This is a genomic window from Nocardiopsis coralli (assembly GCF_014892575.1).
In the GTDB taxonomy this organism is placed as follows: Bacteria; Actinomycetota; Actinomycetes; order Streptosporangiales; family Streptosporangiaceae; genus Nocardiopsis; species Nocardiopsis coralli.
Window position 1 is genome coordinate 75,377 of sequence record NZ_JADBGI010000015.1, and the last position, 22,280, is coordinate 97,656.

Annotated in this window: 22 protein-coding genes; 10 read left to right on the forward strand and 12 right to left on the reverse strand. The window is 72.6% G+C overall.

All coding sequences use genetic code 11. From position 1 onward, the window contains the following. Positions 1–4: 4 nt before the first annotated feature. The 3 genes from IDM40_RS17560 to IDM40_RS17570 are packed head-to-tail and all read right to left on the reverse strand — an operon-like array spanning position 5 to position 2,849. Positions 5–877: a 3-hydroxyacyl-CoA dehydrogenase family protein gene (locus IDM40_RS17560; protein WP_193123100.1), complete on the reverse strand. Its 873-nt coding sequence runs from the start codon at positions 875–877 to the stop codon at positions 5–7. Next, on the reverse strand, positions 874–1,617 hold the full coding sequence (locus IDM40_RS17565) for an enoyl-CoA hydratase/isomerase family protein (protein ID WP_193123101.1): 744 nt from the start codon (positions 1,615–1,617) through the stop codon (positions 874–876). The genes IDM40_RS17560 and IDM40_RS17565 overlap by 4 nt, the downstream gene beginning before the upstream one ends. Further along, positions 1,614–2,849, reverse strand: coding sequence for a thiolase family protein (locus IDM40_RS17570; protein ID WP_193123102.1), 1,236 nt, complete (start codon positions 2,847–2,849; stop codon positions 1,614–1,616). Before IDM40_RS17570 ends, IDM40_RS17565 begins: the two co-directional genes overlap by 4 nt. Positions 2,850–3,092: 243 nt before the next feature. Here IDM40_RS17570 and paaK point away from each other — a divergent pair, with 243 nt between their 5' ends. Next, positions 3,093–4,448, forward strand: coding sequence for a phenylacetate--CoA ligase PaaK (paaK, locus tag IDM40_RS17575; RefSeq protein WP_193123103.1), 1,356 nt, complete (start codon positions 3,093–3,095; stop codon positions 4,446–4,448). Between the two features lie 67 nt (positions 4,449–4,515). Here the strand turns inward: paaK and IDM40_RS17580 are convergent, their stop codons facing one another. Then, positions 4,516–5,319, reverse strand: a complete 804-nt coding sequence (locus IDM40_RS17580; protein ID WP_193123104.1) for an SAM-dependent methyltransferase — start codon at positions 5,317–5,319, stop codon at positions 4,516–4,518. Positions 5,320–5,493: 174 nt separating this feature from the next. On the opposite strand from IDM40_RS17580, the gene IDM40_RS17585 reads away from it, so the two are divergent. Further along, on the forward strand, positions 5,494–6,252 hold the full coding sequence (locus IDM40_RS17585) for a nucleotidyltransferase domain-containing protein (protein ID WP_193123105.1): 759 nt from the start codon (positions 5,494–5,496) through the stop codon (positions 6,250–6,252). Positions 6,253–7,112: 860 nt separating this feature from the next. Here IDM40_RS17585 and IDM40_RS17590 read toward each other — a convergent pair. Then, positions 7,113–7,532: a hypothetical protein gene (locus tag IDM40_RS17590; protein WP_193123106.1), complete on the reverse strand. Its 420-nt coding sequence runs from the start codon at positions 7,530–7,532 to the stop codon at positions 7,113–7,115. A gap of 182 nt (positions 7,533–7,714) precedes the next feature. Between IDM40_RS17590 and IDM40_RS17595 the strand changes: the two genes are divergently transcribed. After that, positions 7,715–9,475, forward strand: a complete 1,761-nt coding sequence (locus IDM40_RS17595; RefSeq protein WP_193123107.1) for a hypothetical protein — start codon at positions 7,715–7,717, stop codon at positions 9,473–9,475. A 142-nt stretch (positions 9,476–9,617) separates the two neighbouring features. Continuing rightward, positions 9,618–9,848 carry a hypothetical protein gene (locus tag IDM40_RS17600; RefSeq protein WP_193123183.1) on the forward strand — a complete coding sequence of 77 codons (231 nt, stop codon included), beginning with the start codon at positions 9,618–9,620 and terminating at the stop codon, positions 9,846–9,848. Between the two features lie 23 nt (positions 9,849–9,871). Here IDM40_RS17600 and IDM40_RS17605 read toward each other — a convergent pair whose 3' ends face one another. Continuing rightward, positions 9,872–10,438 carry a TetR/AcrR family transcriptional regulator gene (locus tag IDM40_RS17605; protein ID WP_193123173.1) on the reverse strand — a complete coding sequence of 189 codons (567 nt, stop codon included), beginning with the start codon at positions 10,436–10,438 and terminating at the stop codon, positions 9,872–9,874. 255 nt (positions 10,439–10,693) lie between these two features. Here IDM40_RS17605 and IDM40_RS17610 point away from each other — a divergent pair, with 255 nt between their 5' ends. Next, positions 10,694–12,265, forward strand: coding sequence for a coiled-coil domain-containing protein (locus tag IDM40_RS17610; RefSeq protein WP_193123108.1), 1,572 nt, complete (start codon positions 10,694–10,696; stop codon positions 12,263–12,265). 42 nt (positions 12,266–12,307) lie between these two features. Here IDM40_RS17610 and IDM40_RS17615 read toward each other — a convergent pair whose 3' ends face one another. The 3 genes from IDM40_RS17615 to IDM40_RS17625 all read right to left on the reverse strand — a co-directional run bounded on the left by IDM40_RS17615 (position 12,308) and on the right by IDM40_RS17625 (position 16,047). After that, positions 12,308–13,399, reverse strand: a complete 1,092-nt coding sequence (locus tag IDM40_RS17615) for a magnesium and cobalt transport protein CorA (RefSeq protein WP_193123109.1) — start codon at positions 13,397–13,399, stop codon at positions 12,308–12,310. 91 nt (positions 13,400–13,490) lie between these two features. Next, positions 13,491–14,138, reverse strand: coding sequence for an alpha-ketoglutarate-dependent dioxygenase AlkB family protein (locus IDM40_RS17620; RefSeq protein WP_193123110.1), 648 nt, complete (start codon positions 14,136–14,138; stop codon positions 13,491–13,493). A gap of 106 nt (positions 14,139–14,244) precedes the next feature. After that, positions 14,245–16,047, reverse strand: a complete 1,803-nt coding sequence (locus IDM40_RS17625; protein ID WP_193123111.1) for a hypothetical protein — start codon at positions 16,045–16,047, stop codon at positions 14,245–14,247. Positions 16,048–16,191: 144 nt separating this feature from the next. On the opposite strand from IDM40_RS17625, the gene IDM40_RS17630 reads away from it, so the two are divergent. Both IDM40_RS17630 and IDM40_RS17635 read left to right on the forward strand, forming a co-directional pair. After that, the gene (locus tag IDM40_RS17630; protein ID WP_193123112.1) at positions 16,192–16,617 is read left to right on the forward strand and encodes a hypothetical protein; all 426 of its coding nucleotides are present in this window, start codon (positions 16,192–16,194) and stop codon (positions 16,615–16,617) included. Further along, entirely contained in the window at positions 16,614–16,928 is a 315-nt protein-coding gene (locus IDM40_RS17635; RefSeq protein WP_193123113.1) for a winged helix-turn-helix domain-containing protein, read from the forward strand. Before IDM40_RS17630 ends, IDM40_RS17635 begins: the two co-directional genes overlap by 4 nt. Before the next feature lie 29 nt (positions 16,929–16,957). On the opposite strand, the gene IDM40_RS17640 is transcribed toward IDM40_RS17635, so the two are convergent. Then, positions 16,958–17,965 carry an EamA family transporter gene (locus IDM40_RS17640; protein WP_193123114.1) on the reverse strand — a complete coding sequence of 336 codons (1,008 nt, stop codon included), beginning with the start codon at positions 17,963–17,965 and terminating at the stop codon, positions 16,958–16,960. Between the two features lie 71 nt (positions 17,966–18,036). Between IDM40_RS17640 and IDM40_RS17645 the strand changes: the two genes are divergently transcribed. Beyond that, the gene (locus IDM40_RS17645) at positions 18,037–18,963 is read left to right on the forward strand and encodes a LysR family transcriptional regulator (protein WP_193123115.1); all 927 of its coding nucleotides are present in this window, start codon (positions 18,037–18,039) and stop codon (positions 18,961–18,963) included. A 2-nt stretch (positions 18,964–18,965) separates the two neighbouring features. Here IDM40_RS17645 and IDM40_RS17650 read toward each other — a convergent pair whose 3' ends face one another. Together IDM40_RS17650 and IDM40_RS28670 are read right to left on the reverse strand one after the other, a co-directional pair. Beyond that, positions 18,966–19,895, reverse strand: coding sequence for a LysR family transcriptional regulator (locus tag IDM40_RS17650; protein WP_193123116.1), 930 nt, complete (start codon positions 19,893–19,895; stop codon positions 18,966–18,968). A gap of 87 nt (positions 19,896–19,982) precedes the next feature. Beyond that, positions 19,983–20,105, reverse strand: a complete 123-nt coding sequence (locus IDM40_RS28670) for a hypothetical protein (RefSeq protein WP_268959352.1) — start codon at positions 20,103–20,105, stop codon at positions 19,983–19,985. 127 nt (positions 20,106–20,232) lie between these two features. Here IDM40_RS28670 and IDM40_RS17655 point away from each other — a divergent pair, with 127 nt between their 5' ends. Together IDM40_RS17655 and IDM40_RS17660 are read left to right on the forward strand one after the other, a co-directional pair. Then, a complete protein-coding gene (locus tag IDM40_RS17655; RefSeq protein ID WP_193123117.1) occupies positions 20,233–20,775 on the forward strand; it encodes a GNAT family N-acetyltransferase in 543 nt (180 codons plus the stop codon). A gap of 211 nt (positions 20,776–20,986) precedes the next feature. Continuing rightward, complete coding sequence (locus tag IDM40_RS17660) at positions 20,987–22,219, forward strand: coiled-coil domain-containing protein (RefSeq protein ID WP_193123118.1); 1,233 nt, start codon at positions 20,987–20,989, stop codon at positions 22,217–22,219. The last annotated feature ends 61 nt before the right edge of the window (positions 22,220–22,280 follow it).

The window sequence follows — 22,280 nt, forward strand, 5'->3', positions numbered from 1 at the left end:
GCTCTCACTCCTCGTTCCAGTCGTGGAAACCCGCGCCGCTCTTGCGGCCGAGCTTGCCCTCGGCGACCTTACGGCGCAAGAGCTCCGGCGGCGCGAACCGGTCCCCCAGTTCACCCGCCAGGTGCTCGGCGATGGCCAGGCGCACGTCGAGCCCCACCAGATCGGTCAACTTGAGCGGACCCATCGGGTGCCGGTAACCCAACTCCATCGCGGTGTCGATGTCGGCCGGGGAAGCGACCTCCTCCTCCACCATCCGGATCGCCTCCAACCCCAGCGCCACGCCGAGGCGGCTCGTGGCGAAACCGGGGGCGTCGCGGACCACGATCTCGGCCTTGCCCAGCGCACCGACCCAGCCGCGCACCGACTCCAGCACCGCCGGGTCGGTCTCGGGCGCGGTCACGATCTCCACCAGCTTGGACGCCGGAACCGGGTTGAAGAAGTGCGTGCCCAGGAACCGCGCGGGACGCTTCAACGCCGCCGCCAGCTCGGTCACCGACAGCGAACTGGTGTTGGAGGCCAGGACGGTGTCCTCGTCCACGGCCGCCTCGGCCGCGGTGAGCACGGCGATCTTGAGCTCGGGCTTCTCGGGCACGGCCTCCACGACCAACCCGGTCCCCGCGGGGATCTTCTCCGCCGAGTCCACGGTCGACAGCGCCGCCAGGTAGGCCCCGGGCTCGCCCTCGATCTTGCCGCGCTCACGCGCCTTGTCCAGCCCTGCCGCCACACGCTCGCGCCCGGCCGCGGCGGCCTCCTCGGTGGCCTCCACCAGCACCACGGAAGCGCCCGCGGTGAGGAACTGCTGGACGATACCGGCACCCATGGTGCCCCCGCCGATCACAGCGACGGACGCGGGCACGGCCTGCTCGGTGTTGCTCAACGCTTCTTCCTCTCCAGGAAACCGGTCATCCGGTCGTGTTTGTCGGCGCTCTCGAACAGCACCGCCTGCGTCAGGTCGTCGGCCAGCGGGTGGGGGCCCTCCGCGTCCACGACCATCTTGGTCAGGCGCAGGGCCTGGGCCGAGCTCTTGGCCATACGGTCCAGCAGGCCGTGGGCGCGCTCGCGCAGCTCCTCGGAGGGCACGATCTCGGCGACCAGGCCGTGGCGCAGGGCCGCGTCGGCGTCGAGCCTGAACCCGCCCAGCAGAACCTGTTTGGCCACCGAGACACCCACCAGCTCGCGCAGGCGCCAGCACGCACCGGCCCCCGCGATGATGCCCAGGCCCGGCTCGGGCTGGGCGAAGACCGCCGTCGGGGTGGCGATACGGATGTCGCAGGCGTAGGACAGCTCGGCGCCCCCGCCCAACGCGAACCCGTCCACCGCTGCCACGGTGGGCGCCTGGAGGCGGTGCAACCGCTCGAACAGGCGGCTGTTGATCCCGGCCAGGGCCTCCTCACGGCCGCGGGCGCGCAGCTCGGAGATGTCGGCGCCGCCGGCGAAGACGGTCCCGTGCCCGGTCAGCAGCAGGGGCCTGGGATCGGCCTCGATCTCGGCGCACACGTGGTGCAGTTCCTCGATCATGCGGCCGTTGATGGCGTTGCGGGCCTCGGGGCGGTGCAGCTCCACCACCACGCGGTCCTCACGCCGGTCGACGTTCAGGGTCTCGAAGTTCTCACTCACACGCGCTCCACCAGCAGTGCGGCGCCCTGACCCACACCCACGCACAGGGTGGCCAGGCCGCGACGGGTCTCCTCACGCTCCATGCGGTTGAGGAGGGTGACCAGGATGCGGGAGCCGGAGCTGCCCAGGGGGTGGCCCAGGGCGATGGCGCCGCCGTCGTTGTTGACCCGCCCCTCATCCAGGCCGAGCTGCCGGATCACACCCAGGGACTGGGCGGCGAAGGCCTCGTTGAGCTCGACGGAACCGACCTCGTCGAGCTTCCAGTCGGCGCGGTCGAGGACCTTGCGGGTGGCCGGCACCGGGCCCAGACCCATGACCTGCGGGTCGACGCCGGCGGAGGCCGAGGAGACCACACGGGCGCGCGGGGTCAGGCCGTACTTGCGCACGGCCTCGGCACTGGCCAGGACGAGCGCGGAGGCACCGTCGGACAGCGAGGAGGAGTTGCCGGCGGTGACGATGCCGTCGCGGCGGAAGACCGGGCGGAGCTTGCCCAGGCTGTCCATGGTCGACCCGGCGCGGGGACCCTCGTCCGCGGTGACCTCGTGCGTCTGCCCCTTGCGGCCGTGCACGGTGACCGGGACGATCTCGCGGTCGAAGCGGCCCTGCTCGGCGGCGGCGATCGCACGCTCGTGGCTGCGCAGCGCGAAGGCGTCGCTCTCCTCGCGGCTCAGGCCCTCCAGGCGCGCGACCTCCTCGGCGGTCTCCCCCATCGACAGGGTGTAGCGCAGGTCGCCCGGGCCGGCGTCGGCGGGCGCCTCCTCGTCGGCGCGGGCGAACTCCGGGTTGGTGAAACGCCAGCCCAGAGAGGTGTCGGCGACCTCGCCCGGCTTGGCCCAGGGGGTGCCCGGCTTGGCCATGACCCAGGGGGCGCGGGTCATGGACTCCACACCGCCGGCCACGATCACGTCGGCCTCGCCCGCGCGGATCGCCTGGGCACCGGAGGAGACCGCGGTCAGGCCGCTGGCGCACAGGCGGTTGACGGTGTACCCGGGCACCGTGGGGGCCAGCCCGGCCAGCAGTGCGGCCATGCGGGCGACGTTGCGGTTGTCCTCGCCGGCCTGGTTGGCGGCGCCGAGCACGACCTCGTCCACGGCGTCACCGGGCACCCCGGCGCGCTGGACCGCCTCGGCGACGACGGTGGCGGCCAGGTCGTCGGGGCGGACCGCGGACAGGGCGCCGCCGTAGCGGGCCTGGGGGGTCCGAACCCCGTCGACCAAGTAGACCTCGCTCACGTGTGGCCTCCCATGTTAATCGTGGTGGTTCGTGCCACCATCGTCTGTGAACTCATCGACACATCTCCTTGACACGGCTGGCCGGAGACTGAATTAATGCATTAGTAACCGAACGTTCGGTCAGTAAGCAAGTCGGTCGTCCCCGCAGACGGACCGCGTCCACCCGACGCGCGGCCCATCCCGCCGACCCCACCCAGGCATCCGGCCTGGCGGAACAACCGCGCTCAGTATCCGGAGAGGCCCATGGCAATCCACGACACCACCCCGCAGTCGGCCGGTGCTGCCCTTCCCCAGCGTCTCGGGCAGGCGCCGGACCCCCAGGCGCTCGACCCGGCCGAACGAATGAGTGTCGACGAACTGCGCGCCACGCAGCTCACCCGCCTGAAATGGACCCTGAAGCACGCCTACGAGAACGTGCCGCTGTACAAGCGCAAGTTCGACGAGGCCGGCGTGCGCCCCGAGGACCTCAGGACCCTGGAGGACCTCGCCCTCTTCCCCCACACGACCAAGGCCGACCTGCGCGACACCTACCCCTTCGGCATGTTCGCGGTCCCCCAGGAACAGGTCAGCCGCATCCACGCCTCCAGCGGAACCACGGGCCGCCCCACCGTGGTCGGCTACACCAAGGAGGACATCGACACCTGGGCCGGCGTCGTCGCCCGCTCCGTGCGCGCCGCCGGCGGCCGCCCCGGCCACAAGGTGCACGTCTCCTACGGGTACGGGCTCTTCACCGGTGGGCTCGGCGCCCACTACGGCGCGGAGAAACTGGGCTGCACCGTCATCCCCGCCTCCGGCGGCCAGACCGCCAAGCAGGTCCAACTCATCCAGGACTTCCGGCCCGAGATCATCATGGTCACGCCCAGTTACATGCTGACCCTGATGGACGAGTTCGAGCGCCAGGGCATCGACCCCCGCACGACCTCCCTCAAGACCGGCATCTTCGGCGCCGAGCCCTGGACCGAGCAGATGCGCCGCGAGATCGAGGAACGCTTCGACATCAACGCGGTCGACATCTACGGCCTCTCGGAGGTCATGGGTCCGGGTGTGGCCAACGAGTGCGTCGAGACCAAGGACGGCCTCCACATCTGGGAGGACCACTTCTACCCCGAGGTCCTCGACCCCGTCAGCCACGACGTCCTGCCCGACGGCGACAACGGCGAGCTCGTCTTCACCTCGCTCACCAAGCAGGCCATGCCCATCATCCGCTACCGCACCCGCGACCTCACCACGCTGCGCCCGGGCACCGCCCGCCCCATGCGCCGCATGGACAAGGTCACCGGCCGCAGCGACGACATGATCATCCTGCGCGGTGTCAACGTCTTCCCCACCCAGATCGAGGAGGTCATCCTCGGCCTGGACGGGCTCGCCCCGCACTTCCAGCTCGTCCTGACCCGCGACGGGCGCCTGGACCGCATGGCCGTGCGCGTGGAGGCCGCCCCCGACTGCACGGCGGACCGCCGCGTGAGCCTGAGCAAGGAGATCGTGGCCACCGTCAAGGACAAGGTCGGCGTGAGCGTCACCGTCGACGTCGTCGACCCCGAGGGCATCGAGCGCTCCGTCGGCAAGTTCCGCCGCATCATCGACCAGCGTCCGCGCTGACCCGAAGCACGACACCGAGCCCGCCGGGAGGCCACGCCCGGCGGGCTCTCGGCGTTCCCGGGCCCGATCAGCGTTTGCGGGCCACCGCACCGTACTCGGCGACCGGTCGCACGTTGCCGACCTCGGTCTCGTCGGGGCGCCACAGAGGGCAGGAGACCACGCCGGGCTCCAGCAGTTCGAGACCGTCGCAGAAACCGCGCAGCTGCTCGGCGCTGCGCACCGTCAACTTGGGCGTGCCGCGCTCGTTCCAGGCCTGGGCGACCTCGTGGGCACGCTCGTGGTCGACCTCGTCGGTCGGGTGCGCCAGGACCAGGAAACTGCCCGGCGCCAGCGCCCCCAACAAACGGTCGAGCACGTCCCGCACCACGGCGTCGTCCCCGACGAAGTTGATCACGCCCAGCAGCATCAGACCCACCGGACGCTCCAGGTCGAGCGTGCGCGCGGCCGCCTCCAGGATCGTGTCGGGATCGGTCATGTCGGCGTCGGCGTAGTCGGTGCGGCCCTCCTCCGAACCCACCAGCAGAGCGCGGGCGTGGGCCAGCACGAGCGGGTCGTTGTCGACGTAGACCACGCGCGCGTGCGGGGCCAGCGCCTGGGCGACCTCGTGGGTGTTGTTGTGCGTGGGCAGGCCGGTCCCGATGTCGAGGAACTGGTCGATGCCCTCCTCCCGGACCAGGTGGGTGACGGTGCGCACCAGGAAGGCACGGTCTGCGAGGGCGTTGTCGACGATCTCGGGGAAGAAGGAGCGGATCTGCTCACCGAGCTCGCGGTCGACCGGATAGTTGTCCTTGCCGCCGAGCCAGTGGTTCCAGATGCGGGCGTTGTGGGCGACGGTGGTGTCGATCTCGGGGCGGGTGCTGCGAGGGGGCACGGTCTCTTCTTTCGGGGACGGGACCCGTCGTCGGGCCCTGTGTGGCAGTCGGTGAACAGTCCTACGGCGTGCGGGGCGGTCCCGGCAAGGGCCGGACGGCAGGAAAAGCGTTCGGCCGGGCGCTCCGGACGCGGGTAGATTGCCGCCGTCGTCACCCAACGCGCGGGAGGTCCCTTGAAGCACACGAGCGAGGAGTTCGCCCGGATCGCCGAGAAGGGCACCGTGCTGCGCTGCCAGGTGGGGTCGCGGGTGCACGGGCTGGCCCTGGACGGCGGGGACCGGGACGAGATGGGCCTGTGCGTGGAACCCCCGGAGTACGTGATGGGGCTACGCCACTTCGAGCAGTACGTGTACCGCAGCCGCCCCGAGCACGTGCGTTCGGGCGAGGGCGACCTGGACCTGACGGTGTACTCGCTGCGCAAGTGGACGCGCCTGGCTCTGGACGGCAACCCGACGGTGCTGCTGCCGCTGTTCGCGCCCGAGTCCGAGCTGGTGACCGTCACCGACCTGGGCCGGGAGCTGCGGGCCGAGGCGGGGCGCTTCGTCTCCCGCCGGGCCGGGCACCGGTTCCTGGGTTACCTGCGCGCCCAACGCGGGCGCCTGACGGACGGGCGGGGGCACACCAACCGGCCCGAGCTGGTGCGCGAGCACGGGTTCGACACCAAGTTCGCATACCACATGGTCAGGCTGGGCCTCCAGGGCGTGGAACTGATGGAGCGGGGGCGTATGACCCTGCCCATGCCGGAGCCGGACCGCGGGTGGCTGCTGGGCCTGCGCCGCGGGGAGCGCACGCTCGAGGAGGCGATGGAGCGCACCGCGGAGCTGGAGACACGCCTTGCCGCGCTGGTCGAGAGCGCCGACGTGCCCGACGAACCCGACGCGGGCTGGGCGGACCGCTGGCTGGTACGGGCGCATCTGCGGACGTGGGGGTGAGCACGCAGGTCGCGGCGGGTACCCGCCGCGGGCACGCGCACGGGTCGGGATAAGGTGAGCGCGTAGAGGTACACGCCGCGCCCGTTCGGGGGCGGCTCCGGCGCGGACCGCCGTCCGCGGCGGTCGCGACGGTCACAAGCGAAGGTGAGGACACCCAACGATGCTCGGAACCGCCGCGTTCGTGCTCATGGTCATCAGCATGGTCATGATGATCATCGCCGGCATCCTGCCGGCGATCGTGAAGACCCGCTGACGGGCTTGCGACGGGTACCGGGGGTGTCCCCGGTACCCGCCACGGCCCCGTGTGCGCCGGCCTTCCGGCCCGGGGTACCCGTCCTGTACCCCGCACCGGCCCGCACGTGGGGCGCGTGCTTCCCACCTTACGGAACCGGGGTGGGGAGTCGGGAGTGCTTTTTGGTACCGGTGTGATGGAGCTCTCAGGACGCGAGCCTCTCCTTTACGATGTAGATCCCAGGTGATCCGTTCTCCTCCTCACGGCACGGCACGGCCGTACCGATCGGATGCCGGTGCCGGCCCGGGCCGCTCGGCACGGGCGGGGCGGCACAGGGGCCGCCCCGGCGGTGCCCGCGGCCCGGTCGGCCGGTCCGTTCGGGTTCGCAGGTCAGGATCGGGGCTCGTTGGCGCGGCTGGGGGCGGACCGGGGCCCGGGGGCCACAGGGCCGGGAAGGACGGGGTCGGGGGCGGTGGGCGGCGGCCTCGGCGAGGTCATCGGCGTCGGCCTCCTTCACTCGATGACGGATCACGCACTCCACCCAGCCCCGCCGGTCCGGAGAGCGTCGCCAGGATGCACCCGCGAGGCCGCGGGGACAACCCACCACCGGCCCGGGACCGCGCCGGACTCAGTCGCCGGTGGCCTCGAACCAGCCCCGTGCGCTGCGGGTCTGCACCAGGCCGAGGGCGACCATCGCGCTGATCACGCCCATGTAGGCGAGCTGGCCGACCACCAGGGCGTTGGCGATGGTGAGCAGGCCGCCCAGGCCGACCAGGATCCGCACCACCAGGTGCGAGCGCGACCCACCGCGGCCCAGGCGCAGCCCGCCCAGCAGGAAACACACCGTCGAGGCCAGACCCAGGGCGAGCCCGGCCACGGCCAGGACGGGGGTCGTTCCGGCCCCGGCGAGGACCTCGGCGCCGTCGGGCGCACTCAACAGGAACACCAGGTTCAACAGGTTGACCACCAGGACGACCCCGAGCACGCCGGCCGTGACGAAGAGGACGATCCGTGCGGCCTTGGCCGTGGTGGGCATCGGGGGATTCACGCGTGGGGTTCCTTGTCCGTTCGAGGGTGGGCCCCGCATGGTATCGGGCGCGCCCGCGACCCCGCCCCACCAGGGCCGACCCGACATTCACGCCACAATCGGACCGAAATCGGCGTTCCGCGTACACCACTCTGTGTATGCACTTAGTGTCGCTGGGGCACTGTTACCCCCGAGGAGCCCGTATGCCGACCCCCTCAGGCCACGAGACCCCGCGCAACCCCTACCGCAACCTCGTTCTGCTCTCGCACCTCACACTCTCCGGTTCCGGCCCCGCGTCAGGCCTGCTGGAACGCGCCCACCTGCTCGTGGTCGGCGCCCTGCCGCGCGGACGCCGCCACCCGCGCCCGCACGAGTACGCCAAGGTCCGGCGCCGTGTACTGCGCCGCTCCCTGTACCCGCGCCGCTGGCACCCGCGCGGCGAGGCCGGCCTGAGCGTGATCCCGGCCGCGGGCCTGGGCGCCGAGAGCCGGGACCTGGACGGGTTGTCCGGGCTCGGCCCCGCCGAACGCGCCGCCTACGCACTCCTGTACGTGGAGGGCCTGGACCCGCGCGCCGCGGCGGAGGTGCTCGCCTCGGCCGGCGCCGACGCCTCCGAGAGGGCCGTCGAGCGCGCCGCCCAGGCCCCCGCCGACGCCCACCTGCCCGACCCGACTCTGGTGCGGGTCAGCGGACGCGGGGCGCTCGTACAACGCCGCCACTTCGTCGTCGTGGGTGTGGTGGGCGCCGTCCTGCTGCTCGGCGCGGGTCTGACCGCCGCCGACCCGGTCACCGACACCGGCGGGCCCGAGGCCGCCCTCCCGCAGACCGCGCACGCCGAGACCGACCCGGTGTGGGACGAGCGCTTCACCCTGGACCTGACGGCCTGGCACGCACGCGGCGAGGCGGCCGGGGACGAGGGGTTCACCGGCCGGGCCCTGGACGCCTGGGCCGAACGCTCCGTGCAGGAGGGTTCGGTGGCCGCGCCCTCCGAGCCGTCGGTGCTCTACGCCGGTCAGGTGGACGGCAGCGACGTGGTGCTGCTGCACGACGCCCCGTACCTGGCCCGTTGGGTCGAGGACGAGGACGGCCAGGAGAGCCTGGGTGTGTTCGACGCACCCGAGAACGGCGTCGCTAACTGGCCGGCCCTGCGCCTGACCGAGAACGGCGACGGGGTTCGCTACCTCCTGCCGCCCTGGGTCGAGGAGGCCTCCACCGCCCGCTTCGACGAACCCGGGCAGGGGTGGAACGACCTGGAGCACGACGAGAAGGGCGTGACCGCCGCGGCGCCCGACCCCGAGCAGTGCGAGGCGGGCCCCGTCCTGCAGCTGCGCGCACCCGAGGTCGCCCACGGTGAGCCCTACACCGCCGTCGACATGGGCGGACCGGGAACCGCCCACCTGGGGTACATGCCGCCTCCCCCGGAAGAGATCCGCCGCCTGGGCCCGCACGAGGTCCTGGACACCGAGCACGGGTTCGATCTCTGGGCCGACCTGGCCTGCTCCGGCGCACCGCCCGAGGGCCAGATCTCCACCGCCACCGCCTGGGAGTTCGCCGAGCAGGAGCTGCCCGGGGGCGAGGGCACCGGGCGCTGGACCTGCGTGCGCTACGGGACCCGCGACGGCAGCGGGCTCGCCCGCGCGGTCCTGGTCACCGAGGGCGGCGACGGGTCGGCGCGCACCACCGTGGCCGGGGAGCGCGAGAACGGCTGGGACTGCAGCAACCTCAACCGGCAGATCGTCGCCGGCACGTGGTGGCAGGACACCGACGACGCCTGGCACTACCTGGCCGCCGCCTCCCGCGAGGCCGCCGAGATCACCGCGCGCGGAGAGGTGAGCGGCTCGGAGGAGGACACCACCCTGGCCGTGGAGGGGCCCGCGTCCGGCGAGCAGCCCTCGGGCGGCGTCGAGGTCTCGGCCGTGGACGGGCGCAGCGAGGAGATGACCGCGTTCGACGGTCTTCCGTGACCGTTTCCGGCCACGGGCTCCGCGGGAGGGGCCGGGGCGGGGCGACGCCCGCGGTGGTATGTCTGGAGGTGGCGCGAGTCCCCGGTCTCGTCCGGGTGGCCGGTGTCCACCCCCGTCCAGGAACCTGAGTGAGGGTTGGCAGATGTCGTCGATTTGGTCACGCGGTGACCGCACGGGCAGGGTCGAGGAGGCCCTGCTGATGCTGGAGGGGCAGAGGATCATCGACGGCCTGGAGATCCGCGCCTCCGAGGACAAGCCCTACCGGGTCCGGGTCCCGGCCGGCATCGTGCACCTGGACGAGGACGAGGCCTCCATGTTCGCCCTGGGCGCCGTGGTCGGCGCGTTCGGGGGTGTGGCCCGCCGCCAGGGGTGAGGCCCCGCCGCCGGGGCCCGGCCTCAGTGTCGACCCAGGGTGCGCAGGACCGCGTCGAGCAGGAGGTCGCGGACCATCCTGCGGTGTTCGTCCGTGTGCTCGACGGTCATCTCGGTGTTGAGCGTGCTCAGGCACAGGCCGACGACCATCTCCGCGAGCGGGAGCGCGGGCCGACCGTCCTTGGGCAGCTCCTCGACGAACCGGGCCACCTCGACGGCCTCCCGCACCGCCTCGGTCCAGGGGCCGGTGCACTCGCGCCACCAGTCGCGCTCGGGGCCGGGCTCGGCGCCCAGGCCCGAGGCGGCGGCGAGCAGGTTCCCGGACTCGCGCCACAGGGCGATCCAGGCGTCGACGAGGCGGCCCATGTACCCGTCGATGGACTCCATGCGGCCGAAGGTCAGGTCCAGCTGGGAGGCGAAGGCGGTCAGGCGTACCTCGACGGCGCCCTGCAGCACCTGGTTCTTGTGGTTGTAGTACCGGTAGACGGTGGACCGGTCGAGCTCGACGCCCTCGGTGATCTCCTTGTACGTGACCTGGCTGAAGGGCTTCTTCCGCAACAGGTCGACCAGGCTGTTCTGCAACTGGAGCATGCGTTGCGCGGCGCGGACGCTCCCGCTGGTTCCCTGACCCGACTCCAACGGCGCGGCCATGCGAGATCCTGTTCTGTCGTCTGCGTGCACGGGCCCGTCTGTCGGGCCGGTCCCTCCAGGTGGGACCCTACCGGGCGGCGGTGACGCGTGCCGCGCCAGCCCGTGGGGACGGGTGCGAACCGTGCGCGCCCGGCGGCCGTCACACCCGCTGCGTGCCGACCCCCTCGGCACGTGAGGAAAGGAGCTCCCCCACCCATGAACCACTGGATGGACCACACGCAGAACCGGCGGATCCGGGAGCTGCAGGACGACGTCGCCGCGGCCCACGCCAGCGCCGCCCACGCGCGCAAGCAGCTGCGTTCGGAGGTCTCCCACCTGCGCGGCAGCATCGAGGAGCGCCTGAACAGGGTCTCGGCCACGCTCGACGCGTTCGTGGAACTGAGCGATCTGCGTATGGACCTGGCGCTGTACACCGACGCCGCCAGGGTGCGGCAGCGGGTCCTCCAGCTGCTCGACGGTCTGCCCGCGCCCGGGGCCGCACTGCCGGACGTGCCCGGGTACTGGTTGGCCCCTGCTTCCGAGGCGCTGACGGCTCTGCTCGAGGGGGACCCGGCGCGGGCCCGGGAGCGTTTCGACGAGGCCGACCGGCGCGACGCGTTGCGTTCGCGCACGTTCGCGGCGCTGGCGACCGTGCTGACCGACCCTGGTGAGGCGCGGGCGCTGGGGGCGGCGCGGGTCGGCGAGCTCCTCCCCCACCTGCCGGTGCCCGACCACGAGGTCACCCGGTCCGAACGCACGCTCTGGCTGTTGGCCGCCGACGGTGCGTTCGGGGAGGACGCCCGGACCGCGCTGCGGCTGTCGACGCTGGCGCACTGGAAGGAGCTGGAGGCGGAGCAGCCCGCGCCCGAGCTCGTGGACGCCTCGAAGGCCGACCGGCGGGGCAGGTCCGCCGCCAAGGGCGCATCGGCGCTTGTGGAGCGGCGTTCCCGTGCGGCCCGGGCGCTGGGCGAACTGCGTGAGCGGACGGAGCTGCTCGGGGCCCTGGGCAGCGAGGATCTGCCCGAGGGTGCGGTGGAACCGGGCGGGCCGAGCGCGGAGATGGTGCGCGAGACCCTGCGCCTGCTCGTGGAGGAGGGCAGCGCGGAGGAGGCGCCGTTGCTGGCACGGGCCGTGGAGCTGCGCCAGGTGGTGGAGCTCAGCGGCGACAGCGGCCCGCCGCCGGCCCGGTGGGACGACCCCGTGGGCACGGTCGCGGCCCTGGCCTCCGAGGACGTGGCCGCCGGGGAAGCGCCCGCCCACCGGCGCGGGTTCGCCCTGGCGTTGCAGACCGAGGGTGTGCTGCGCCGGGCAGGGGAGCTGCACGACCGGGTGCGGGAGCCGGTTCCGGACGAGGGCAACGTGTCGGTCGCGGGGGTCAGGGTCGCCTTCACCTCGGCCGGCCCGAACGCCGGTGACCTGCGCCGGGCCCGGGACCGCCTGCAGGAGCGCGCCAAGGACGACGGGGACGGGGCCTCGCTGCTGACCTTCGCGGTGCTGTGCGGCATGGTGGCGCTGTTCTGCGTGCTGGCCGCGGCCGGGGCGCAGGACGGCGCGGGCCTGTGGCTCCTCGCCCTTCTCTCCGGGGGCGGCGCCGTGGCCCTGGGTGTGGCCCACACCAACCGGGGGACGGCCGACACGAGCGTGGTCGAGACCCAGATGGTGCGCGTGCGCAGCCGGGCGGAGGAGGCGGCCCGTGCGTGGGGCCGGCAGCTGCAGGGGTCCGAGGAGCTGGTGGCCCGGGCCGAGGAGGACGCCGCAGCGGTGCGCGAGGCGCTGTCCCGGGTCTGAGGGGGTGCGCCCCCGTCCGGGCGAACGGCTCCGGGGCGGGTCTCAGAGCCAGCCGCGGCGGCGGAAGACCGTGTACAGGCAGACGCTGGAGGCGGCCATGGCGACCAGGGCCGTCGGCCAGCTGAACACCCAGTGCATGAACCCGTGCGGGGCGATGTTCATGCCGTAGAAGGAGGCGATGAGGGTCGGCACGACGAGGATGCCGCCCCAGGAGGAGACCTTCTTCATCGCCTCGTTCTGGGACTGGTCGATGAGGTTGTTGTTGACCGCCATGATGTTCTGCAGCAGCTGGCGGAACCCGTCGACGTGCTCGCGTACGGCGGTCTCGTGGTCGGCGACGTCGCGCAGGTCGTTGTGCAGCCGGTTCAGGCCGTGGTCGGAGCCGTGGGCGCGGGGCAGGCCCGGGGCGACCCGGTCGGGGCGTTCCAGGGGTGCCATGAGGTCCTGCAGCACCCTGTCGAGGGGATCCACGGCCCGCTGGAGGAGGATGACCTCGCGGGCCAGCCGGTAGGTGCGCCGGGAGGCCCCGGGGTCGCCGTCGAAGACCTGGTTCTCGACCTCGTCGATGTCGTCCTGCAGGCCGGAGACGACCGGGGCGTAGGCGTCCACGACCGCGTCCACGACGGCGTACATCACCGCGAGCGGGCCGTGTGCGAGCCGGTGCGGGCCCGATTCCAGGCGTTCGCGTACGTGCTCGAAGTCGATCTGGTCGGTGTGGCGGATGGTGAGGACGAAGTTCTCCGAGGCGAACAGGTGCACCTCGCCGATCTCGACCTTCTCGTGCACATCGTCGTAGCGGGCCGGGCGCAGGACGACGAAGAGCACCTCCCGGTAGATCTCGGCCTTGGGGCGCTGGTGGGCCACGATCGCGTCCTCCAACGCCAGGGAGGGCAGGCCGAAGGTGCGGGCCAGTTCGGTGAGCTGGGTGCGGTTCGGGTCGGTCATCGACACCCACGCCATGAGTCCGGGATCGGCGGTGATCGCCTGCCGGGCCTCCTGGACGGTGTCGGTCTCCCGTTCGCGCAGGCCCTCCCGGTACAGCAGCGTGCGTACCTGCCCGGGGTCGGCGTCGGGCGGTGCCATGGCGGCGGTGCGGCCCAGGGCCATGGTGCGTTCGGGCGCTGGATCGGGCATCGGCGGCTCCCCGGGGTGGATCGGCGCGGACCAGCTCGATCTTCGCGCCTGGGCGGCGGGGCCGCGGGGGACGACACGCACGCCCGGGGCCTCAGGGACGGCCGAGCGCGCGCAGAGTGATGTTGAGGCGGCCGCGGAGCCCGAGCCAGGCGGGTGCGGTGCCCGGCCGGGTACGGGGCACACCGTGGTAGGAGAGGCGGGAGGGGCCGCCGAAGACGAAGAGGTCGCCGCTGCGGAGTTCCACGTCGGTGTAGGGGCGGGTGCGGGTCTCGGTGTTGCCGAACCGGAAGAGGCAGGTGTCGCCGAGACTGAGGGAGACCACGGGCATGTCCGCGTGTTCGTCCTTGTCCTGGTGCATGCCCATGTGCGCGTCGGCGTCGTAGAAGTTGACCAGCGCGATGTCGTAGGGCGGATCGTCCTCGGTGAGGGGCCGGCCGTAGGCGTCCAGGGCACGGCGGGGCAGCTCGGCCAGGGGCTCGGGGAAGGGCTGCACGGGTGTGCCGTCGGGCAGGAGGCCGCTGTAGGAGTAGGGCTTCCAGAACCATCCGAGGCTGGTCATGGACACGCTCATGCGGCCGCCGCGGGGCATGGTGTGGTGACGGGTCCCGGCCGGGCCGCTCGCCCAGGCGCGGCAGTGTTCCAGCAGGGTGCGTTGTGCGTCGGCGCCGAGCCACCCCGGCACGTGCACGGCGCCGGGTGCGACGGTCACCGGGGGCGCCCCGAACAGCGGCTCGTCCATGCATCCAGTTTACGGGCCGGGGCAGGTGGGGTCCGGGGTGCGGGCCCGCCGGGCCGGGGTCGGCCGGCCCGGCGGGCGGGGGTGCTGCGGGCGGGGTCGGGCGGGCTCAGCGCCGGACGAGGTCGCGCACGTTGACCACCAGCAGCACCACGACGACGATGCCGATGGGCACGCTGACCGCGATGCGCCAGTCGGCGATGAAGGCGGCCACCACCCCCGCGAGGAGGCCGAGGGTCACTGCGAGCACCGCGATCCCGACCAGGTACTGGCGGAACTTGCGCCGGGCGATGGCGTCGACGGCGGCGAAGGCGAACACGACGCCGATCATCGCGTAGAGGGTCTGCTGGCCGTCGAGCAGGAACAGCGTCAGTGCCAGCGAGACCAGCAGCAGCGGGGTGCTCAGGGCCACCCACAGGTGCTGGAAACGGTTGTGCCGCTGTTCCCCCGAGGCGTAGGGCATGTGCGGGGCCTTGAGGTGGCCGGTGGGGTCGGGCACCAGCGGGGTGTCGGACTCCAGGGCCTGCCGGTGCGACTCGCGTTCGTCCTCGGCCAGCACCCTGCGCTCGTACATCCGGGCGTGCTGTTCCTCCCGCTCCTCGAGCTGCTTGCCGTACTCGCGCGAGCGCTGGCGGGAGTGGGCCTCGCGGTCCAGGGCCATGCGTGCGGAGTCCAGGCGGCGCATCGCCTCGCGCCCGCGCACGAGGTCGGCGTCCAGGTCGGCGATGGTGCGGTCGAGGTCCTCGACGTGGGCGCGCAGTTCGGCGCGGGCGGCCTCCTCGGTGGGTGCGACCTTCTGCAGGCCGACCCAGGCGAGGGTGTCGGCCCAGGAGCGGCGGATGGTGCCGTCGCGTTCGTACCGGGGCCCGCTGGGCGCGCGCTCGCCGTCGAAGAAGTCGCGGGTGTCGCGTCCCCACAGGCCGCGGAAGCCCCGAACCCACGGGGTGTCGTCGTCGATGAGGACGGCGTTCCACTCGCGGTCGCCGCCGGGGCCGAGGGTGACGCCGTCGCCGCGGGCGTAGTCGACGAAGGGGACCCCGATCCCGTGCCGGTTGATGGCGCTGTCGGCGCGGAAGAGGCGCTCGGTCAGGCGGCGCCAGGCGCGGACGAGCCCGCGCAGGAAGGAGGGGTCGACCTGGATGAGGTAGTCGCCGGGCAGCATCTGGTGCGAGTGCGATCCGGCCCCGACGTAGATGCGCGGGTGGTCGCCTTCTCGGTGCAGGTCGGGGTCGTCCCAGCTCCGGCGCAGGTCGTCGCCGTGGTACTCGTGCGATGAGGCGCCCACCCAGACGGGGCGGGTCGTGCCGTCGGGTTCCTCGACGACGTAGACGGTGACACGTTCCCAGTCGGCCTCGTGGTCGTTGACACCGCCGTAGATGGTGCGCCAGTCGTTCATCGCGTAGAAGAACCAGTACTGCAGGATCGTGTAGCCGCCCTCGCGGGTGACCCTGCCGTAGTAGTGCGCGCGGCCGTCGTCGAGGCGTTCGCGGTACCGGGTCACGGCCGCGTAGGTGACACCGCCGGGGACGGTCCCCCGCACGAGCAGGGAGACCTTCATGAGGATGTCCAGGACCCGGCCCAGGACACCGACGGCGACCAGGCGGCCGCTCTTGGGGATGACCGAACGTGCGATGCCTTTGAAGCGGCGGGCCTCTTCGCGCAGGGTGTCGGCCTGGACGAACCGCAAGTGCTTGTGGCGGCGGGGCCACTCCTCCTCGGCCTGGGAGAGGCGGTCGAGGGTGAGTTCGCCGGCGGGGACGGCGAGGCTCTCGCGGCCGCCGGGTTCCTCGATCCAGAGGCTGCAGTTGCGGACGTAGGCGTCCACGTCGGTCGGGAAGAACAGTTCCCCTTCGGTGCACACGAGCACCGGTTCGTGGGCGCGCAGGAGTTCGAGATCAGATGGGGACGACATGATCGCCCCAAGCTAGTACATGGGCGCGGTGGCGCGTGACCAGTAGGGGCGCCGCCCGCTCGCGGGTTCCCGGCCGGGCAACCGTTTGCCCGGGGCGCAGGCGGGTGCCACTCTGGCATCACGTGCAGTGGAGGAAGGGGTCCCATGCGGGAGGACGAGGCGCGCGACGCCCTGGAACGGGCCGGCTCGGTGGAGAACCGGGTCCGCCGGGGCGGACGCTGGTTGGCGGGTTACTGCGCGCTCTACGGCACGGGGTCGATCGCGGTGGTTCTGGCCGTCGGGCTGGCCCCGCACGGACCGCTGCGTACGGGTGTCTTCGCCGTGTTCATGGTCATGGTGGTGGTGCTCGTGGTGTGGGCCGCGACACGGCCGGTGAAGCCGCGGGGGTTCGCGTGGCTGCACACCGGGATGATCGCGGGCTGGGCGGTGCTGTACACCGTCGCCCTCAACGTGGGTCTGCGGGCCTTCCCCGGTGATCCGGCCTGGTGGGTGCCGATGGCGGTGGCCACGGCGGTGCCGCCGTGGGTGCTGGCCGCCTACATGCTGCGCACCTCCGGGGGCCGGGCGTGAAGCATCCGCGTTCCCGTCTGGACGAGGTCATCCACTCCCCCGTCCGGTTCTCGGTGGTGGCGGCGCTGGCCGGCGCCGACCAGGCCGAGTTCCGGTTCGTGCGCGACGCGGTGGAGGTCTCGGACTCACAGCTGTCCAAGCAGGTCTCGGTGCTGGAGAAGGCCGGTTACGTCAAGGTCGGCAAGTTCGCCGTGGGCCGGCGCACCCGCACGTCGTTGAGCCTGACCCCGGAGGGCCGCGCAGCGTTCGACGCGCACGTGCGCGCGCTGCGCGAGATCGCCGAGGGCAGCGGCGCCCCCGACCAGGGCTGACCCCGAGCCGTTGTGGCCCGGGGCCGGGGTCAGGGCGAGGCCGGTGCGGGCGCCGGGTGGGCCGGGTCGGTGGAAGAGGCCGGTCCGGGAGGGCCGTCCTCCACCCCCGGACCGGGGTCGGGGTTCCGGCGCCGGACCACCCGGCGCACGGCGGGGCCGTCGGAGCGGTCTCCGCGGGCGGCCCCGATTCCGGCGATCACGACCAGCGCCATGCCGGCGACCTGCACGGCGACCGGCGTCTGGCCGATCAGCAGCATGCCCATGATGAGCGCGACGGCCGGTTCCAGGCTGGAGAAGGTGCTGAAGGCCGTGCGGCTCATGCGCTGCAGGGCCACCATCTCCAACAGGAACGGGATCATCGGGAACAGCAGGGCGATGAGCAGCGTGAACACGATCAGCTGCGGGTCGGGGTCCACGACCGCGCCCGCCGCGCCCAGGGGTGCGGTGACCACGGAGCCGACCACCATCGACAGCGCCAGGCCGTGCACCGCGCCGAACCCGGCCCCCACCCGCTGGGTCAGCACGATGTAGCCGACCACGCACAGCGCCCCGGCCAGGGCGAAGCCGACCCCGGCGAGGTCGAGGTCGCCCTCCCAGGGGCGGGTGAGGCACACGACCCCGGCCACGGCGGCGACGATCCAGACCAGTTCCCGGCGGCGGCGCATGGCCAGGACGGCGACCACGAGGGTTCCGAGGAACTCGATGGAGGTCGCGGTGCCCAGCTCGATCCGGGCCGTGGCCTCGGAGTAGAAGAGCATCATCCCCGCGCTCGCTGTGCCCAGGATCACCACGGCGCCGAGCTCTCGGGCGCTCGCAGCACGTACCGCGCGCCACAGGGAGGGCCCGCCGAGCGCGATGAGGAGCAGCGCGGCCCAGGTCAGTCGCATCCAGGTGACGGTGGCGGGGTCGGCGGCCTCGAAGGCGTGCACGGCCAGGGCACTGCCGGTGTGCAGGGCGAACATGCCGATGACCAGCATGAGGGGCGCCGGCACCCCGAATCGGGCACGGCGCAGCGAGGGGAAGAAGGAGAGGATCACCGGACCATTGCATCCAGACGCTCCGTTTCTGTCCAGGGAGCTCCGGTTGATGAACCATGTAGTTTCGGTGGATGGATTTCACGCGGCTGCGCCTGTTGGTCGAGCTGGAACGCCTGGGCACGATGGCGGCGGTCTCGGAGGTCACCGGGATGAGCACGTCGGCGGTGTCCAAGCACTTTGCCGTGTTGGAGCGTGAGGCCGGTGCCCCGTTGATCGCACCGGACGGGCGCCGGGTGCGCCTGACCCCGGCGGGGCGGCGCCTGGCCGAGCACGCGGTGGACATCCTGGCGCGGGTGGAGGCCGCGCGCGCCGAGTTCGAGGGCGGCGGCGAGCCGGTGGGCCGTGTCCACCTGGTCATGTACACCAGCGCGGCCCCGGTGGTGTTGCCGGCGCTGCGGCGGCTGCGCGAGGACCACCCGGGCATCGAGGTCGACCTGACCGAGTACGAGTCGGTGCAGGCGCTGGACCTGCTGCAGGAGGGCGGCGCCGATCTCGGGGTGGTGTACCAGTACAGCCTTCTTCCCCGGATTTTCCCGGAGACCTTGACGGTGCGCCCGATCGGCACGGAGGAGCTCCTGCTCTCCCAGCCCTCGGCGGGGGCCGACAGCCGCACGCTCACCCGGCGGCGCCTGAAGCAGCACGCGGACGCGTCGTGGATCGCCAGCCCGTTCCGCAGCGACGAGGACGCCTTGGTCGAGCGCATGTGCGCCGACGCCGGTTTCACGCCGCGCCTGGTGCACCGGATCGACAACATGGCGCTGATCGAGGACATGGTCGCGGCGGGGCTGGCGGTGGCCCTGGTCCCGCGCTCGGCCGCCACGACGCGCCGCGGGGTGGCGCACGCCCCTCTGGGCGAGCTGGGCGGGGTGCGGCAGGTCTACCTGGCCGGGCGCACCGGCGGGTGGGTGTGGAAGCCGATCCGGGTCACCGCGCGCTACCTGCACGAGGCGGCGCGCGGTGTGCTGGACGACGTTCCGGAGCCTCCCGAGGAGGGGTGAGCTCAGCCGGCGACGGCGAAGGGGCCCACGGAGGGCACGGGCACCTTGCTCGCGGCCTCGCGCACGGCGGTGAGCAGGGGTTCGGCGCTGGAACCGGCGCGGGTCACGGCGACCACGTGGCGGCGGGCGGTGTCGCGCACCCCGCGAACGACCACGTGCGGCGGGTTGAGGCCGGTCCAGGCCAGGCGCGGCACGACGGCGATGCCGAGGCCGGCGCGCACGAGGGCGAAGACGGCGCTGAAGTCGTCGACGATGTGGGCCACGCGGGGCTGGAACCCGGCCTGGCTGGTGGCGGCGGTGACGCAGGAGTACCAGGCGGTGCCGGGGGCGGACATGATCCAGTCCTCCTCGGCGAGGTCCTCGGCCAGGTGCAGGTCGGTGCGCGAGGCGAGGGGATGGTGGTAGGGCAGGATCGCGTCGAAGAGCTCGACCATGACCGGTTCGGTGTGGAACTCGGGGTCCCCCGCGGCGGGCATGTGGGAGGTCGACATCGTGAGCGCGACGTCGATGCGGCCCGAGCGCAGCATCTCGGTGCTGGACTCGGGTTCGGCCTGGACGACCTCGAAGTTCCAGCCCGGGTGGCTCCCGCGCAGGCGCGCGAGGGCGGGGGCGACCAGGTCGCTGATGCCGGTGGAGAAGGCGCCCACCCGAACGACCCCGCGGTCGCCCGCGGAGTAGGCGTGCAGGTCGGCGTTGGCGCGTTCCATCTCGGCGAAGATGACGTGCGCGCGCTCCAGCAGGACCCGTCCGGCCCCGGTGAGCAGGAAGCGGCGGCCCTGGCGTTCGACGAGGGGGACCCCGGCCTCCTTGGCCAGGGACGCGAGCTGCTGGGAGACCGCCGACGGTGTGACGTTGAGGGCCTCGGCCGTGCCCGCAACGGTGCGGTGGTGGTCGAGGGCCTGAAGGAGCTGCAACCGCCGAACGTCGATCATGTAGTCCAACTTAAGACAGTGTGTTGTTGTTTCGTTCTGGTTTCGGTCATGTTGACTGGTTTCGGAGCGTGATTCCGTGCACAGCGCTCAGCCGTCCAGGGGCAGCACCACCGTCCACCCCGGGCGGACCCGAGACCGCACGGGCGAAAGAAAGAACCGCACTTCTTTTTCTTCGGAGATCTCCTGCGCGACTTTCTTCGTGTCGAGCATGTACGGGCGCATACCCGCACGTACAGTCAGAGTCACAGCTCAACCACCGAGCCCCAGGGTCCGTCGACCCCGGTGGCCACCACCCCACGCTGCTGGAACGGGTGAGAAGAAAATGCAAACTTCGCTGATGACCAAACCTCGACCGTCCGACCTGGGCGTCCTCGGTTTCCGGTACCTGGGGGCCCACGAGGTGGAGGAACTCGCAGACCTGTGGGGCGCCCTCCACCAGCGGCACACCGTGACCGCCCCGCACCTGCAGGACATCATCGGCGCGGTGAGCCTGGACGAGTCCTGGCGGCGCCGCCGGGCCCAGTACCTGCAGTGGATGCGCGACCCCGACACGATGGCCATCCTCGCCGAGCACGACGGAGACCTGGCCGGCTACGCGATGGTGACCCTGCGCGACAACGCCCTGGGCAGCTGGGACCGCGGCGACCGTGTGGCCATCGTCCAGACCTTCGCCATCGACCCCGAGTACACCGGCACCGGGGTGGGATCCAAGCTCCTGGAGGAGATGCGCCACCAGCTCAGCGCGTCGGGGATCCGCGACATCGAGTTCTCCGCGCTGGCCACCGCGTCCGAGGACATCGACTTCCTCGAGCAGGAGGGTTTCCAGCCCTTCGTGACCACCATGGTCTGCCGCGTGGACGGCTTCGGCGCCCACGACTGATCCTGGCCCGCGACCGGACCGGCAACGGCGGTTGGGCGAGATCGGTGGAGCCCCCGGGCCCGAGGGTCCGGGGGCTCTCGCGTGCCCGGGGTGCGATGACACCCGGTACGGAAGGGCAGGAGCGCTCCCGGCGGACACGGCGGCCACCCACCGCCGTGTCCCGTGCGACACACCCCGGCACACTGTCGCGGCGAGACGCTACCCTCACCCCGTGGCCTCCTCCGACACCAACACCTGCACCTTCCCCGGATGCGACCGCCCCGTCCCCCGGTCCTCCTCCCCCGGGCGCCCGCCCCAGTACTGCGAACTTCCCGAGCACACCCGATGGCGTGCCTGGAAGGAACGCCAGCGCCAGGCCCAGGAGGCCGAGCGCGCGAGCGCGGAGCACGCGGCCGAGCGCAGCGGTGAGGGTTCCGACACCCCCGCGGATGCGCCCGCCGCCCCCGCAGGCGGACGCGGCGAACCGGTCACGGCGGCACGGCTGCGCGCCGACGACCTGCTGACCCGGTTCGCCGTCCAGAGCGAGCAGCTCGAGCAGACCCTGCGTTCGGCGACCGAGGCGTTCGCCACCATGAGCGACCCCGCCACGGCCGAGGCCCAGGTGGAGTCGGCCCGGGTCGAGGGCGCCAGGCGGGTCGCCGAGGCCGACGCCGCCCGTCTGGAGGCGGAGAACCGGCGCCGGCAGGCCGAGACCTCACAGCGCGGCGCGGAGAAGGCCGCGGCCGCCGCGGTCGAGGCCACGCACGAGGCCGAACGCATGGCCCAGGAGGCCATCGAACGCCGCGACAGCGCGGAGGCGGAGCGCGACCGGTACGCTCAGGAGCACGAGCGGGCCGTGACCGAACGCGACGCCGCCGCGTCCGAGGCCAACGCGGGCCTGGCGGCCGCCGAGCGACGCCTGGCACAGCAGAGCGCTCGCGCGCAGGCCGAACTGGACCACGAGCGGGCCGAATCCGAACGCCGCGCGGCCCTTGCGCGCGAAGAGATCACCCAGCTGCGCCGTGAACGCGACGAGCACGCCCGGCGCGCGGACGAGGCCGACCTCGCCGAGCAGCGTTCCCGAGACCGCGCCGACCGCGCCGAGGACCGTGCGGTGACCGCGGAGCGGACCCTGGCCGACGAACGTGCACGTCTGGACGCCGAGTTCGAGCGCGCCCGTGAGCAGCGCGAGCACGAAGCCGCGGCGGCTGCCGCCGAACGCGAGCGCCTCATGGCCGAGGTCGAGCGCCTCACCGGGGAGCGGGACCGCATCGCCGGCGAGCTCGACACACAGCGCCGCAGCGCCGAGGTCACGCTCGCCGAGTCCCGTGAGGCCGCGGCGGCCCGGCTGTCCGCGGCCCAGCAGGAACGCGACACGGCCGTGCAGCGCGCCGAGCGGGCCGAGGCCGAGCTCGGTTCTGCCCGTGCACGGGCCGGCGAGAGCACGCGCGACCAGGAGAGATGACCACCGATCGTCCCGGCAGGGACCGATCTCTAGGATGGAGACCGTGCGAGATCTGGGAACC

Excerpts from the sequence above, each read along its gene's own strand:
- IDM40_RS17615 (WP_193123109.1), bottom strand. The coding sequence starts at position 13,399 with ATGCCCGATCCAGCGCCCGAACGCACCATGGCCCTGGGCCGCACCGCC.
- IDM40_RS17655 (WP_193123117.1), top strand. The coding sequence starts at position 20,233 with ATGACCAAACCTCGACCGTCCGACCTGGGCGTCCTCGGTTTCCGGTAC.
- IDM40_RS17595 (WP_193123107.1), top strand. The coding sequence starts at position 7,715 with ATGCCGACCCCCTCAGGCCACGAGACCCCGCGCAACCCCTACCGCAAC.
- IDM40_RS17630 (WP_193123112.1), top strand. The coding sequence starts at position 16,192 with ATGCGGGAGGACGAGGCGCGCGACGCCCTGGAACGGGCCGGCTCGGTG.
- IDM40_RS17600 (WP_193123183.1), top strand. The coding sequence starts at position 9,618 with ATGTCGTCGATTTGGTCACGCGGTGACCGCACGGGCAGGGTCGAGGAG.
- IDM40_RS17610 (WP_193123108.1), top strand. The coding sequence starts at position 10,694 with ATGAACCACTGGATGGACCACACGCAGAACCGGCGGATCCGGGAGCTG.
- IDM40_RS17645 (WP_193123115.1), top strand. The coding sequence starts at position 18,037 with ATGGATTTCACGCGGCTGCGCCTGTTGGTCGAGCTGGAACGCCTGGGC.
- IDM40_RS28670 (WP_268959352.1), bottom strand. The coding sequence starts at position 20,105 with ATGCTCGACACGAAGAAAGTCGCGCAGGAGATCTCCGAAGAAAAAGAA.
- IDM40_RS17620 (WP_193123110.1), bottom strand. The coding sequence starts at position 14,138 with ATGGACGAGCCGCTGTTCGGGGCGCCCCCGGTGACCGTCGCACCCGGC.
- paaK (WP_193123103.1), top strand. The coding sequence starts at position 3,093 with ATGGCAATCCACGACACCACCCCGCAGTCGGCCGGTGCTGCCCTTCCC.
- IDM40_RS17605 (WP_193123173.1), bottom strand. The coding sequence starts at position 10,438 with ATGCTCCAGTTGCAGAACAGCCTGGTCGACCTGTTGCGGAAGAAGCCC.
- IDM40_RS17650 (WP_193123116.1), bottom strand. The coding sequence starts at position 19,895 with ATGATCGACGTTCGGCGGTTGCAGCTCCTTCAGGCCCTCGACCACCAC.
- IDM40_RS17625 (WP_193123111.1), bottom strand. The coding sequence starts at position 16,047 with ATGTCGTCCCCATCTGATCTCGAACTCCTGCGCGCCCACGAACCGGTG.